Annotated in this window: 14 protein-coding genes; 7 read left to right on the top strand and 7 right to left on the bottom strand. The window is 66.1% G+C overall.

Annotated features, from left to right (window positions below):
- Positions 1-95: 95 nt before the first annotated feature.
- The gene (locus CCOS865_RS03635) at positions 96-299 is read right to left on the bottom strand and encodes a DUF2788 domain-containing protein (protein ID WP_119138016.1); all 204 of its coding nucleotides are present in this window, start codon (positions 297-299) and stop codon (positions 96-98) included.
- A gap of 55 nt (positions 300-354) precedes the next feature.
- Complete coding sequence (locus CCOS865_RS03630) at positions 355-831, bottom strand: Lrp/AsnC family transcriptional regulator (protein WP_054905923.1); 477 nt, start codon at positions 829-831, stop codon at positions 355-357.
- Between the two features lie 392 nt (positions 832-1,223).
- Between CCOS865_RS03630 and CCOS865_RS03625 the strand changes: the two genes are divergently transcribed.
- A complete protein-coding gene (locus CCOS865_RS03625) occupies positions 1,224-2,057 on the top strand; it encodes a DUF6515 family protein (protein ID WP_119138014.1) in 834 nt (277 codons plus the stop codon).
- A gap of 142 nt (positions 2,058-2,199) precedes the next feature.
- Here CCOS865_RS03625 and CCOS865_RS03620 read toward each other — a convergent pair whose 3' ends face one another.
- Both CCOS865_RS03620 and CCOS865_RS03615 read right to left on the bottom strand, forming a co-directional pair.
- Positions 2,200-3,072: a cation diffusion facilitator family transporter gene (locus CCOS865_RS03620; protein ID WP_119138013.1), complete on the bottom strand. Its 873-nt coding sequence runs from the start codon at positions 3,070-3,072 to the stop codon at positions 2,200-2,202.
- Between the two features lie 28 nt (positions 3,073-3,100).
- Positions 3,101-3,520, bottom strand: a complete 420-nt coding sequence (locus tag CCOS865_RS03615; RefSeq protein WP_119138011.1) for a polyribonucleotide nucleotidyltransferase — start codon at positions 3,518-3,520, stop codon at positions 3,101-3,103.
- 117 nt (positions 3,521-3,637) lie between these two features.
- Between CCOS865_RS03615 and hrpB the strand changes: the two genes are divergently transcribed.
- From hrpB to CCOS865_RS03600, 3 genes are all read left to right on the top strand, one after another.
- Positions 3,638-6,166, top strand: a complete 2,529-nt coding sequence (hrpB, locus tag CCOS865_RS03610; RefSeq protein WP_119138009.1) for an ATP-dependent helicase HrpB — start codon at positions 3,638-3,640, stop codon at positions 6,164-6,166.
- Positions 6,167-6,230: 64 nt separating this feature from the next.
- Positions 6,231-6,836 (top strand): 3'-5' exonuclease, encoded by a 606-nt coding sequence (locus tag CCOS865_RS03605; protein ID WP_119138007.1) that lies wholly within the window; start codon positions 6,231-6,233, stop codon positions 6,834-6,836.
- 65 nt (positions 6,837-6,901) lie between these two features.
- Positions 6,902-7,669, top strand: coding sequence for a sulfite exporter TauE/SafE family protein (locus tag CCOS865_RS03600; protein WP_119138005.1), 768 nt, complete (start codon positions 6,902-6,904; stop codon positions 7,667-7,669).
- Here the strand turns inward: CCOS865_RS03600 and CCOS865_RS03595 are convergent.
- Together CCOS865_RS03595 and CCOS865_RS03590 are read right to left on the bottom strand one after the other, a co-directional pair.
- The gene (locus tag CCOS865_RS03595; RefSeq protein ID WP_119138004.1) at positions 7,666-8,757 is read right to left on the bottom strand and encodes an endonuclease/exonuclease/phosphatase family protein; all 1,092 of its coding nucleotides are present in this window, start codon (positions 8,755-8,757) and stop codon (positions 7,666-7,668) included. The genes CCOS865_RS03600 and CCOS865_RS03595 overlap by 4 nt on opposite strands.
- Positions 8,758-8,818: 61 nt before the next feature.
- On the bottom strand, positions 8,819-9,475 hold the full coding sequence (locus CCOS865_RS03590) for a YciC family protein (protein WP_119138002.1): 657 nt from the start codon (positions 9,473-9,475) through the stop codon (positions 8,819-8,821).
- Between the two features lie 154 nt (positions 9,476-9,629).
- Here CCOS865_RS03590 and CCOS865_RS03585 point away from each other — a divergent pair, with 154 nt between their 5' ends.
- The 3 genes from CCOS865_RS03585 to rhlE1 all read left to right on the top strand — a co-directional run bounded on the left by CCOS865_RS03585 (position 9,630) and on the right by rhlE1 (position 12,451).
- Positions 9,630-10,388, top strand: coding sequence for a DUF2076 domain-containing protein (locus tag CCOS865_RS03585; protein WP_119138000.1), 759 nt, complete (start codon positions 9,630-9,632; stop codon positions 10,386-10,388).
- A 137-nt stretch (positions 10,389-10,525) separates the two neighbouring features.
- Entirely contained in the window at positions 10,526-11,005 is a 480-nt protein-coding gene (locus tag CCOS865_RS03580) for a LabA-like NYN domain-containing protein (protein WP_119137998.1), read from the top strand.
- A 114-nt stretch (positions 11,006-11,119) separates the two neighbouring features.
- Positions 11,120-12,451 carry an RNA helicase RhlE1 gene (gene rhlE1, locus CCOS865_RS03575; protein WP_119137996.1) on the top strand — a complete coding sequence of 444 codons (1,332 nt, stop codon included), beginning with the start codon at positions 11,120-11,122 and terminating at the stop codon, positions 12,449-12,451.
- A gap of 156 nt (positions 12,452-12,607) precedes the next feature.
- Here rhlE1 and CCOS865_RS03570 read toward each other — a convergent pair whose 3' ends face one another.
- Positions 12,608-13,849, bottom strand: coding sequence for a TIGR03862 family flavoprotein (locus CCOS865_RS03570; protein ID WP_119137994.1), 1,242 nt, complete (start codon positions 13,847-13,849; stop codon positions 12,608-12,610).
- Positions 13,850-13,897: the final 48 nt, after the last annotated feature.

Genomic DNA, 13,897 nt, shown 5'->3' with positions numbered 1-13,897 from the left:
CTGTGCGCCCCAGATGATGGACGGGTGTCCAACCACGGGGGCGCAGCTCATATCACTGTAGGAGCGGGCTTGCCCGCGATGGGGCCTATGCAGCTCTAAACCCCTTCAAGCATCCCCACCACCACGCTCTTGATGATGAAGGCCAGCACCCCCAGCCCCAGCACGCCGAACAGGATCAGCGTGCCGAAGCGCCCCGCCTTGGATTTCTTCGCCAGGTCCCAGACGATGAAACCCATGAAGCCGATCAGGAGGGTGACCAGGGTGATCATCATCCACTCTTCGAATTTTGCAGGATCCATCGGTGTGCTCCGGGCAGGCTCAAGCCGCCGATTATACGCCCACCGACAAGCCCTGTTAACGCAGGTGGGTCAAGGGCAGCTCGGTACTCGCCAGCACCTGGTTGAGCACGAAGCTCGAGCGCACGCTGGTCACGCCTTCAATCCGGGTCAGGCTGCCCAGTAGCAGTTTCTGATAGTGGTCCATGTCCGCGACCACCACCTTCAACTGATAGTCGGCGTCCATCCCGGTGACCAGGCTGCACTCGAGTACCTGCGGCAGGTTGCGGATCGCCGCCTCGAAGGTCTCGAAGCGCTCGGGGGTGTGCCGGTCCATGCCGATCAGCACATAGGCGGTCAGGCTCAGGCCGAGCTTCTTGCGGTCCAGCAGCGCCACCTGGCGCGAGATATAGCCATCGTCTTCGAGCTGCTTGACCCGACGCGAGCATGGCGAGGGCGACAGGCCGATGCGTTCGGCCAGCTCCTGGTTGGAGATGCGCGCATCGCGCTGCAATTCGGCAAGGATGCTCAGGTCGTAGCGGTCGAGCTTGCTCATGGACGGGGCCTTTTCTGTTCGGATTGCGGCGAATTATCAATCCAGGGTTAAAAATTGCGCAAGTGCTATTTATCTGAGCAATCTTCGCAATCCTCTGCCAGGCCTGGACCGGTATCTTTATCAACAGAATCACTGCCCGGACATCAGTCCACGGCGACCGGCCCAAGAAGGCGGTCGCGGCCCCCGGTCCAACAGGATCCGCCGGCCCCCGGGCTACACACCGTTTACCAGACGGGGTGAGGTGAGCCGGCGCCACAAGCGCCGAGCACGGACGACATTTCCCAAAGGGAGGCCATAGGCCTCCCTTTTTTCATGGCTGGATTTTCATCTGCACCCCTGACGCTCGCGGTAGACTGCCACCCATTGCAGTGCGGTTAATCGAGAGGAACGCCATGAGGTCGCGCATCTGGCAGTTGGCCGGGGTGGGTTTGCTGGGCATGGGCATCAGCCTCGGGGCGCTGGCCCAAGGGCCGGGCGAGGGGCATGGCGGGCACGGCGGGCAGGACCCCAACAGCGGTGGCGGCGGTGGTTCGCCGCTGAACTCGCGGGACGAAGTGCGCCAGACCCAGCAACCGCGCCAGGGTTACTATCAGGACATCCCGCGGCGCAATGGCGACAACCGCCAGTGGCAAGCCGGTGGGCCAGGGCAGCGCCCGGGTGACAACTGGGCCGGGCGTCCGGAGGGCCATGGCAACGGCTGGGGCCCCGGCCCGCAGTACCGTCCAGGGCATGCCGTCGAGCGCTTCCCGGACCGTTACTGGAAGGTGCCGTACCGTGGCCAGGATTACTTCTATTCCGGCGGCTACTGGTATCGCCCCAACGGCCCCGGTTACGTGGTGGTGCGCCCGCCGTATGGCGTGCGGGTGAACTACCTGCCGTCGTATGCCCGGGAGGTGTGGCTGAGCGGTGCGTTGTTCTTCCTGGTGGCGGACACTTATTACCAGTACCAGGCCGACAGCCGCGAGTACGTGGTGGTCAATCCGCCGGTCAATGTGCCGGTGCAGCCGCCTCAGGCCAGCGCGGGTTACGATGTGATCGCCTACCCGGCGTATGGGCAGACTCCTCAGCAGCAGGATCAGGACCGTTATCAGTGTCACCGCTGGGCGGTGGAGCAGACCGGCTTCGACCCTGCGCAGGCGACCTACGCGCCGCCGGCCAACGTCGCCGACAACTACCGCCGAGCGATGGGCGCCTGCTTGAGTGGGCGCGGCTACAGCATCAATTGAGGTATCTGGGGCCGCTTCGCGGCCCTTTCGCGACACAAGGCCGCTCCCACAGGGACAGCGCATGTCTTGGAAGCGGCGCTGTACTGTGGGAGCGGCCTTGTGTCGCGAAAGGGGCGCAAAGCGCCCCCAGCACCCTCAAGGCTTACACCGGGTCCGCATGCACCAGCACATCCGCCTGTGGATAACGCTCGCGGATCACCGCCAACGCCTGCTCACACAACTCGTGCGCCTCATGCAGCGGCAGCGCCCCCGGCAGTTCCAGGTGCACCTGGACGAACCAGTAGCTGCCCGACACCCGCGTACGCAGATCATGCGCCCCTTGCACTCCAGGGATCGCACACACCAGCGCGAGCATCCGCTCACCCACATCCGCCGGCAGCTCCTTGTCCATGAGGATCGCCGTGCTCTCCCGGGCGATCTGCAGCGCACTCCAGAGAATGTAGAACGCGATCCCCAGGCCAAACAGCGCATCCAGCTGCGGCCAGCCAAACCCGGCCAGCACCAGGGCCAGCAGAATGCTGCCATTGAGCAGCAAGTCGGAGCGGTAATGCAGCGAATCAGCGCGCACCGCCGTCGACCCCGTGGCGCGGATCACCTTGCGCTGCAAGGCCAGCAGCGCCACGGTCAGCACCAGCGACAGCAGCATCACCGCAATACCGGCGGCGGTATTGCCCAGCGGCTGCGGCGATTGCAGGCGGTCCACCGCCTGCACCCCGATCAGCACCGCGCTGACGCCGATGAACAGCGCCTGCGCCATGCCCGCCAGGGCCTCGGCCTTGCCATGGCCAAAGCGGTGGTCGTCGTCGGCCGGGCGCAGCGCGTAGTGCACCGCCAGCAGGTTGAGAAACGACGCCACGGCGTCCAGCGCTGAGTCGATCAGCCCCGCCAGCAGGCTGACCGAGCCACTCAGCCACCAGCCCAGCGCCTTGCTCACCACCAGGATACTCGCCACCGCCAGCGAGGCGCGGGTGGCCAGGCGCAGCAGGCGTTGCTGTTCTGCCGTTGGGCTGGTCATGCCGCGGGTACCTTCCTTGGGCTACGGATCAGGCGGCCGGTACCAGGCCGAAGGCGGTCAGTTGCTCGACGCTGCCACGGTGCTGGATCAGACGCGGGTCGTCCAGCGGCAGGCGCTGGCCCAGTTCGGTTTCGAGAATGGCCTGCAGCTTGGCGTTGTCGACCGTGCCATCGGCACCGATCGCCGGTTTGAGCTTGGCCGGGTCGACGTGCGCGGTGGTGCCGGGCGGGTAATAGATCGCGCCGCTGGCGAAGTCGATGCCAAAGGCGATCAGCCCCGGGATCACATAGAACAGCAGGCCGACGGCGTCGAGGACGGCGATCGCAGGGTCGATCTTGCCTTCGATCTGGCCGCGGCGGTCGGGATAGAACAGCGTGCCGCAGGCCGTCAGTTGGGTCAGCAGCGTGGCGACCAGAACGCCACCGAGGACGCGGGATGGGATGCGCATGGAGATCTCCGAGAGTAAGTCACAACGATACAGGCAATCAGCCGCTAGCGAATACTATGACCATGATTGGCCAGGGCCGGTTCGCCGTTATACTCGCGAGCTTGCGTGAGGACCACCATGATTTCATTACCCATTGATGCCGTATTGCCCGCCCTGCGCCAGGCCCTGCGCGCCCGCCACGAAGCCGTGCTCGAGGCGCCGCCCGGCGCCGGCAAGACCACCCGTGTGCCGCTGGCCCTGCTCGATGAGCCGTGGCTGGCCGGGCAACGCATCGTCATGCTCGAACCCCGCCGCCTGGCCGCCCGCGCGGCCGCCGAGCGGTTGGCCAGCGAGCTCGGCGAGCAGGTCGGCGAAACGGTCGGCTACCGCATTCGCCTGGACAGCAAGGTCGGCCCCAACACGCGCATCGAAGTGGTCACCGAAGGCATCCTGACCCGCCGCTTGCAGGCGGACCCGGCCCTCGACGGTGTCGGCCTGCTGATCTTCGACGAGTACCACGAGCGCTCGCTGGACGCCGACCTGGCCCTGGCCCTGAGCCTCAATGGCCGCGAATTGCTGCGCGACGAGCCGCCGCTGAAGATCCTGCTGATGTCCGCGACCCTGGAAGGCGAGCGCCTTTCGCGGCTGCTCGACGACGCGCCGGTGGTCAGCAGCGAAGGGCGCATGCACCCGGTGACGGTCCAGTGGGGGCGGCCGTTCCAGCCGGGCGAGTTCATCGAGCCGCGGGTGGTCGATTGCGTACTGCAGGCGCTGGCCGAGCAAAGCGGCAGCCTGCTGGTGTTCCTGCCCGGCCAGGCCGAGATCCGGCGGGTGCATCAAGCCTTGCAAGAGGCCGTCGGTGAGCGGCCTGAGATCCTCCTGTGCCCGTTGCACGGCGAGCTCGACCTGAATGCCCAGCGGGCGGCCATCGAGCCACCTGCCAAGGGCCAGCGCAAGGTGGTGCTGGCGACCAACATCGCCGAGACCAGCCTGACCATCGATGGCGTGCGCGTGGTAATCGACGCCGGCCTGGCGCGGGTGCCGCGCTTCGACCCCGGCAGCGGCATGACCCGCCTCGACACCCAGCGCATCTCCCGCGCCAGCGCCACCCAGCGCGCCGGCCGTGCCGGGCGGCTGGAACCGGGCGTGTGCTACCGGCTCTGGTCCGAAGCGCAGCATGAACAGTTGGCGGCGCATGGCACGGCCGAAATCCTCCAGGCCGACCTGGCCGGCCTGGCCCTGCAGCTGGCGCGCTGGGGCGTGACCCCGGAGCAATTGCGTTGGCTCGACCAGCCACCCAGCGCCGCTTACGCCCAGTCGCAAGACCTGCTGGCGCGGCTCGGCGCGTTCAAGCCGGCCAGCCGAGACAGCCTCAGCGCGCACGGCCAGGCCATGGCCGAACTGCCAGCGCACCCGCGTATCGCTCACCTGCTGCTGCGCGGGCAAGACCTCGGGCTCAGCGAGATGGCCTGCAATGTCGCCGCCTTGCTGGGCGAGCGCGACATTCAGCGCGGTGGCGGTGCCGACCTGCACACCCGGCTGGCGCTGCTCAGCGGCGAAAGCAGAGTTGCCCGGGGCGGCCAGGGTGGCGTGCAGCGTGCCCGGCAACTGGCGCGTCAGTATCGCGGCCTGTTGCGCGGCAAGCCTGGCGCACCCGTCGCCGACCCTGATCACTCGCGCTGGCTCGGCGCGCTGCTGGCGCTGGCCTACCCCGACCGCGTCGCCCAGCAACGCCGCGAAGGCGCTGCCGAGTACCGCCTGGCCAATGGTCGCGCGGCGCTGTTTGCCGAGGTCGACACCTTGATGAAGCAGCCGTGGCTGGTGATCGCCGATCTCGGCAGCCGCCAGGGCCAGCGTGAAGAGCGCATTTATATGGCGGCCGAATTCGACCCTGGCCTGTTCGACGATGTGCTCGCCGAGCAGGTCGAAACCCTCGACCTGCTCGATTGGGATGAGCGCGAACAGGTGCTGCGCGCTGAACGCCAGCGCAAGGTCGGTGAGCTGGTATTGAGCCGCGAAGCGCTGCCCGGTCTGAACGACGAAGCGCGGGCGCGGGCCTTGCTCGGCCTGGTCCGGCGCAAGAGCCTGGCGCTGCTGCCATGGACCCCGGACCTGCGCCAGTGGCAGAACCGCGTGGCCCTGCTGCGTCGCCTGGACCTGGAGAAAAACGCCGAGAGCGAATGGCCCGACCTGTCCGATGAAGCCTTGCTCGCCCGCCTGGAAGACTGGCTGCAGCCGTACCTGGGCAAAGTCTCGCGGTTGAGCCACTTCGCCCAGCTCGACCTGTCGTCGATCCTGCGCAACCAGCTGCCCTGGCCGCTGCCCCAGCGCCTCGACGAATGGGCACCCCAACACCTCAACGTGCCTTCCGGCTCGAACATCTGCCTGGACTACAGCGAAATCCCGCCGATCCTCGCCGTGCGCCTGCAGGAGCTGTTCGGCCTGGCCGACACCCCGCGCATCGCCCAGGGCCGCCAGCAGGTCAAGCTGCACCTGCTGTCACCGGCGCGGCGGCCAGTGCAGGTGACCCAGGATCTTGCGAACTTCTGGCGAACGACCTATGCCGAGGTGAAGAAGGACCTCAAGGGGCGTTATCCGAAGCATTATTGGCCCGATGATCCCTTGGTCGCGGAGGCCACGGCACGGGCGAAGCCACGCGGCACTTGACCGCCGTTGGATCTGATTTACCGTAGAATTCGAACATTTACGCATTGCTGTCGCAGGAGTTGTTTTGGAACGTATAGCCGTCATCGACTTTGAAACCACGGGCCTCGCCCCAGGCGCCGCGCGCGCCACGGAAATCGCCGTGGTGATGCTCGAGCGCGGGCAGATCGTCGAGCGCTACCAGAGCCTGATGAACGCCGGCGTGCCGATCCCGGGGTTTATCACCGGGCTGACCGGCATCACCACGGCCATGGTGCGCAGCGCACCCTCGGCCGCCCAGGTGATGAACGAAGTCGCCGAGTTCGTCGGCGATACGCCGTTGGTTGCGCACAACGCCGCGTTCGACCAGAAGTTCTGGGACTACGAGCTTGGGCTTGTTCGCCGTAGCCGCGCCCAGCCCTTCGCCTGCTCACTGCTGCTGGCCCGGCGCCTGCTGCAGGCGGCGCCCGATCACAAGCTCGGGACCCTGACCCGCTGGGCCAACCTGCCCAACACCGGCACTGCCCACCGGGCCATGGCCGATGCCGAGATGGCCGCCAACCTGTTGCAATACATGGCCCTGGGGTTGCGCGACAACCATGGCCTGAGTAACGTCGGCCATGACTTGTTCTGCAGCTTGCAGAAAATCCCCAAGGCCAAGATCAGCGATGCGCTGCAGCGCCTTCGTGGCTGATTGACGCCAGGCTTTCATCCATCAGGGCATGCCGCGTTTCTCCTCCGACGGCAAGGACAGGCTCTATGGATGTTGAGTACGCACTATTAGCCTTGGGCTTTTTTGCGTTTTGCGGTGGTTTGATCGATGCCGCGGTAGGCGGGGGCGGGCTGGTCCAGGTGCCAGCGCTCCTGCATGCATTGCCCCAGTACAGCCTGGCCACGGTATTCGGCACCAACAAGCTGGCCGTGCTGGGCGGCAATGTCTTTTCAATCTTCAGCTACGTCAGGCGTATCAACATCGTCTGGAAGCTGATGTTGCCGACCCTGGCATCCGCTTTTATCTTCGCGTTTCTCGGCGCACTTTCCGTCTCGCTCGTGCCCAAGACGATCATGGAGTATGGGGTCTTCGCCATCTTGGTGGTGATGGCCGTCTATACCTTCGCCAAGAAAGACCTGGGGCGTGTGCATTCGCATGTTCAATGCGGCACAAAAGAAATAGCCCTGGGTATTTTTTTCGGCGGCCTCATCGGCTTTTACGATGGGCTGTTCGGACCTGGCAGCGGCAGCTTCCTGCTGTTCGTCTTCGTCAGGTTTTTCGGCTTTGATTTCTTGAATGCTTCCGCGTCGGCAAAGCTGGTGAACCTGGGCACGTTCAGCGCGGCGCTGTTGTTTTTTATCCCGTCAGGCAATGTGCTGTGGGCGATTGGCGGGGTGGTGGCCCTGTGCAACATTGCCGGGGCCCTCACCGGTACGTTTTTGTCGCTGCGCTATGGCAGCGGTTTTGTCCGCGTGTTTTTCCTGATCCTGCTGGTCTTTCTGATCGGCAGGATGGCCCTCAGCCTGTTCTTCTAGCGCACCGGCGCCACCGCTCCAGGCAGGGCGAGGATGCCCAGGACCGGCAAGTGATCGGAGATCTGCAGCGTGCCCTCCTGCAGCACGCGAGCGTCCAGGCGTTGCAGGCGTGGGCTGTGCAGGAGGAAATCGACGGTGCGGTCTGGCCCACTCACGGCCGGGTCATTGGGGAAGTGGGTGAGCCATACGCCGCGATCGGCACCGCCGGCCTCGGCGTTGCTCGGGATCATCGGGTACTTGTCCCAAAGCAGATGCAGGTCACTGTCGGCCGGGTAGTTACCGCGTTGGGCAGGCGGCAGGCGGCGGTACTGGCCAAGCGGCAAAAGGTTGAAGTCACCCCCGATCAGCCACGGCGTGCCCTGGCTCTCCAGGCGGTCGAGCACCTTGGTCACATGGGCCATCTGCCGACGCTGTATATCGCTGCCGGGCCGATAGGCAGACAGCCGCGTGTTGACCACGGCCAGGCGGCTGCCATCGGCCAACGGCAGGTAGCTGACCAGCATGGCCGGTTGCGCTTCGAGCAGCCGGGTCAGCGCGTTAGTGGCGGTGTTGGGCAGTTGCAGGCGCTCGGCCTTGGCGATCGGGTAGCGGCTGAGGGTGGCCAGGGTGCGGCCGACGCTGCCGACGATATGCCGGTCGGGGACGAAACCGGCCTTCCATTCGAAAGCCTCGGTGCTGCACGGGTAAAGGTCGACCAGGCGCTCGCGCAGCAGCGCTAGCTGGTCCTGGTAGTCGCTGGCCTTGGCGTCCTTGTCCAGCTCCTGAAGTAGCACCAGGTCGGGTTGCTCGGCGCGAATCACCCGCGCCACTTCATCGAGGTTGAAGGCCAGGTCTTCGGCGGTTGCCCGGGTGTCGCCGCCTTTGCCCGGGTCATTCCAGAACACATAGCGTTTGCCGGCCAGGTGCTGGATGTTCCAGGTCATCACTTTCAGTGTCTGGCCGGGCTGCAGCGGCTTGCCTGGCGCCTGGCAGGCGACCGGCACGGACTCGCGCGGGGCAGGTTGCCAGCTCAGGTGCTCGGCGAGCAGCCAGAGCAGGGCCAGCAACACGATCAGGAACAGCAAGACATTGCGCAGTAGTCGGGTCATCGGCTCGGCTTGTCGGTGCAGGTCGCACCAGCATAACCGAGCCGTTCGTCGCCCGGCCAGTTCAAGCGCCGGCGTCGGCCTCGAGCAGCATGAAAATCCGGAACAGCACCACGCTGCTGAACAGCTGCAGCAAGCCGCTGAGGCTGTCCATCAGCAGCTGCACGCCGGGCTCCGGCTGGGGGAAGGCCATGATCAGCAGGCCGTCCACCAGCCAGGCCGGGGCCAGCGAAACGAACACGCAGACCAGGATGCGCATGAAGTGCCCGGTGGTCATCCGCGCGCTCTCGCGCATCGCCAGCATCAGCGGCATGCCGCGCAGCACCAGCAGGTACTCGGCGAACACCAGGTTGATCATGATCCAGATGCCGGGGAACACGAACAGCGCCAGGCCGGCCATGATCAGCAGGGTACTGATCATGATCAGCAAGGCCAGCGGCGGCCACAGCTGTACGGCGCGGGCGAACAGGTTGCGTTTGGAGATCTCCTGGCCGCTGGTGCGGGTGTCCAGGTAGAGGATCAGTGCGGCGCTGTACAGCGGGTACAGCAGCAGGCTGATGAGCATGCCGTAGGCCGGCGAAGCCTGGTCACCGAGCTGGCGGTACACCAGTTGGGTGAGCAGCGCCTCGAGCACCACCAGCGGCAGGCAGAGCTGGACGATGCTCGCCAGGTGGCGGCGGAAAAAGTACAGGGAGTCGCGCAGAACGCTCAGCGGATTCATCAGTCAACATCGCATGGCAGTAAAAGCAGGGGCGTAACTTTAGCCCAGTCCAGGCCCAGCTGAAAAAAGTTTCACGCCGCCGGTGATTGAATCGCGCCGCCGCGCACCCCATCTTTGAGGGGTCCGATGTCCCGCTTGGCGCACGAGGTAGCCCATGAACACTGAAGAACAATCCCTGATCGACGGCCTGTTCGGCCGCATCAAGCAAGCCGAAGACCCGAGCCAGCCGCGCGACGCCCAGGCCCAGGCGTGCATCGAGGCGCACGTGCGCCAGCAGCCGGCGGCGCCGTACTACATGGCCCAGGCGATCCTGGTCCAGGAAGCGGCGATCAAGCGCCTGGACGAGCAGAACCAGCAACTGCAGAACGAACTCAAGCAAGCCCGCGCCCAGGCCGAGGCGCCGCGCGAGGGCAACAGTGGCGGCGGCTTCCTGTCGAGCATCTTCGGCGGTGGCGGTGGCGCGCGCTCTGCGGCCCCGGCGCCTCAGTCGCAGCCAGCCCAACAGCGGCCCGCTGCACCGGCGCCAAGCGGTGGTGGCTGGCGCGAGCCTTCGGCGCCCGGCTACAGCGCGCCGCCGCAACAGCAGGCGGGGTTCAATGCCGCGCCTGCACGCGCCGGGGCCCCGAGCTTTCTCGGCGGCGCCATGCAGACGGCGGCCGGGGTCGCCGGCGGCGTGCTGCTGGCGCAAGGCATCAGCAGCCTGTTCAACCATCATTCGCAGCCCGAGGAAGTGGTCGAGGTGATCAAGGAAGAGCCGGCGCCGGCCAGTGACAGCGGCGGCTGGAATGACCAGGACGGGCAGCAGCATGTGGCCGACCAGGGTGGCTATGCGGGCGACCAGGGCGGCTATGCCGACACGGACTACGGCAGTGACGACGGTGGCTTCTTCTCGGACGACGACACCTTTGTCTGACAGCTGGCATACTGCAGCGATTTAGGGGGGCTTCTGGCCCCATCGCGGGCAAGCCCGCTCCTACAAGGTCCGCGCGACCTCTGTAGGCGCGGGCTTGCCCGCGATGGCTGCAGAGCTGCCCCGCTGAGGGGACCTGGATGAAGAAAATCGCGCTGTTCGCCGACGTGCAGAACCTCTATTACACCGTTCGCCAGGCCCACGGTTGTCACTTCAACTATGCCGCGCTGTGGGCTGAGGTGAGCCGTCAGGGGCAGATCGTCGAGGCGGTGGCCTATGCCATCGACCGCGGCGACAGCAAGCAGCAGCAGTTCCAGCAGATCTTGCGCAACCTGGGTTTCGAGGTGCGCCTCAAGCCGTACATCCAGCGCAGTGATGGCTCGGCCAAGGGCGACTGGGACGTGGGCATTACCCTGGATGTGATCGAAGCCGCGAGCCGCGTCGATCAGGTGGTGCTGGCATCTGGCGATGGCGATTTCGACCTGTTGCTGGAGCGCGCGATCCAGCGTTATGGGGTCGAGGCCGTGGTGTATGGCACGCCGGGGCTGACGGCGTTGTCGCTGATTCGCGCGGCCAGCCAGTACGTGCCGATCGAAGGGCATCTGCTCCTGCGCCATTGATGATGGCCTGGCTTGCAGTGAGCAATGTGCTGTCGGCCCCAACGCAATTGTGCAAGTGAGGCGGGGTGTTGCGGTAAACTGCCGCCCTTCGCTGAACCCCCTGACGGTATTGCCATGAATTTCGCCAAACTCGGCCTGATCGAACCGCTGCTGCGCACCCTGCAGCAGCGCGACTACACCACTCCGACCCCGGTCCAGGCCGAGGCCATCCCCGCCGTGCTGGCCGGCCGTGACCTGATGGCCGCGGCCCAGACCGGCACCGGCAAGACCGCAGGTTTCGCCCTGCCGGTGTTGCAGCGCCTGGCCCTGGAAGGCGAAAAGGTCGCGAGCAATTCGATCCGCGCGCTGGTGCTGGTGCCGACCCGCGAGCTGGCCGAGCAGGTACATGCCAATGTCCAGCAGTATGCCGAGAACCTGCCGCTGTCCACCTACGCGGTCTACGGTGGCGTCAGCATCAACCCGCAGATGATGCGCCTGCGCCGTGGCGTCGACCTGCTGGTCGCCACCCCCGGGCGTTTGCTCGACCTGTTCCGGCAGAAGGCGGTGAAGTTCGGCCAGGTGCAGATCCTGGTGCTCGACGAAGCCGACCGCATGCTCGACCTGGGCTTTGCCGAAGAACTGCAGTCGGTGTACGCCGCGCTGCCGCGCAAGCGCCAGACGCTGCTGTTCTCGGCGACCTTCTCCGAGCAGATCCGTATGCTGGCCGGCCTTGCCCTGAACGACCCGCTGAGCATCGAAGTGAGCCCGCGCAACGCCGCCGCGAGCACGGTCAAGCAGTGGCTGGTGCCGGTCGACAAGAAGCGCAAGGCCGACCTGTTCTGCTACCTGCTGCGCAAGCAGCGCTGGACCCAGGTGCTGGTGTTCGCCAAGACCCGCAACGGCGTCGATCAGTTGGTCGAGCGGCTGCTGAGCGAAGGCGTCAACGCCGACGGCATCCACGGTGACCGTCCGCAGGCGACCCGCCAGCGTGCGCTGGACACCTTCAAGGCGCGTGAGATCCAGGTGCTGGTGGCGACCGATGTCGCCGCCCGTGGCCTGGACATCGATGACCTGCCGCTGGTGGTCAACCTCGACATGCCGATCGTCGCTGAAGACTATGTGCACCGGATCGGCCGTACCGGCCGGGCGGGCAACAAAGGCGAGGCGATCTCGCTGGTGTGTGCCGACGAGGTGCAGATGTTGTCGGCGATCGAGACCCTGATCCGCCAGACCTTGCCGCGCCATGAAGAGCCGGATTTCATCCCCGAGCACCGGGTGCCGATGACCGATGCCAGCGGGCAAGTGATCAAGAAGCCGAAAAAGCCCAAGAAGCCCAAGGAAAACAGCGCCAAGCGCGGGCTGGGCAAATGGATGGACAGCACCGATTCGGCGGATGCCAAGCCGACCGTCAAGGCAGTGCGCAAGGTGCCGAGCTTCAATGGCGGGCCGCGCAAGCGCAAGCCTTGATCCGAGGGCCGCACTGGCGTTGTCGCGTCAGTGCTGGCCTCTTCGCGGGTAAACCCGCTCCCACAGGGATATGCGCTGCTCTCTAGTGCTGCGCGGTCCCGTGGGAGCGGGTTTACCCGCGAACAAGGGCAAAGCCCTTGCCATTCACAGCGGATGTCAGCCTTTGCCGCGGAGCCAATCCGCCGCCGCACGCCCGGCCCGCAGGCCACTGGCAAAGCATGCCGTGAGCAGGTAACCGCCGGTCGGCGCCTCCCAGTCGAGCATCTCGCCCGCACAGAACACCCCCGGCAACGGGCGCAGCATCAACCCGTCATCCATCCCCGCAAAACGCACCCCACCGGCGCTGCTGATCGCTTCATCCAGCGGCCGCGTGCGCACCAGCACGATCGGCAGTGCCTTGATCGCCGCCGCCAGCGCCTGCGGATCGGCAAAGGTCGCCTGATCGGTCAGCTCACGCAACAACGCCGCCTTGACTCCATCGATCCCCAACTGACTGTGCAAGTGCTTGGCCATCGAACGCGACCCGCGTGGCTTGGCCAGGGCCTGGACAATTTTATCCACAGGCCGGTCCGGCAGCAGATCGAGCAACAGGGTGGCACGGCCATCGCGGTTGATCGCCTCGCGCACCTGCGCCGACCAGGCGTAGACCAGGCTGCCTTCGACGCCCTGTGCAGTGAGGATGAACTCCCCCTTGCGCGCCGCGCTGCCGGGCATGGCCAAAGCAATGTTCTTCAACGGCGCACCGGCGAACTTGCTGGTCAGCACGTCGCTCCAGCCTTCGACCTCAAAGCCGCAGTTGCTCGGTTGCAGCGCGGAGATATCCACAGCCCGCTCGGCCAGCAATGGCACCCACGCGCCGTCCGAACCCAGTCGCGCCCAACTGCCGCCACCCAGGGCCAACACCACCGCATCGGCGTGCAGGCTCAATTCACCCTGTGGATAACCTATCCGCAAGCCGCCGTCGGCGTTCCAGCCCAACCAACGGTGGCGGGTGTGGATAACTACCCCGCTGTCGCGCAGGCGCTTGAGCCAGGCGCGCAGCAGCGGTGCGGCTTTCATGTCACGCGGGAACACCCGGCCCGAGGTGCCGACAAAGGTCTCGATGCCCAGGCCATGAATCCACTCGCGCAGCGCATCGGCATCGAAGTCGCGCAGCAGCGCGTCGACCTCGTCACGGCGCTCGGCGTAACGGCCGACGAACGCCGGGTAGGGCTCGGAGTGGGTGATGTTCATGCCGCCGACCCCGGCGAGCAGGAACTTGCGCCCCACCGAAGGCATGGCGTCGAACACCTGCACCGCCACACCGGCCGCGGCCAGGGCTTCGGCGGCCATCAGCCCGGCGGGGCCGGCACCGATCACGGCGACGAGGGGAGGGCAAGCGGGGAGTTGATCAGGCATGGCGGGCGGCAGGCTGTGGAAAAGAGCCGGCATTCTACCCCAGCGAGC

The organism is Pseudomonas reidholzensis (assembly GCF_900536025.1).
In the GTDB taxonomy this organism is placed as follows: domain Bacteria; phylum Pseudomonadota; class Gammaproteobacteria; order Pseudomonadales; family Pseudomonadaceae; genus Aquipseudomonas; species Aquipseudomonas reidholzensis.
The sequence above is the reverse complement of the archived record's forward strand: the minus strand, read 5'-3'. Positions and strand labels throughout refer to the sequence as shown.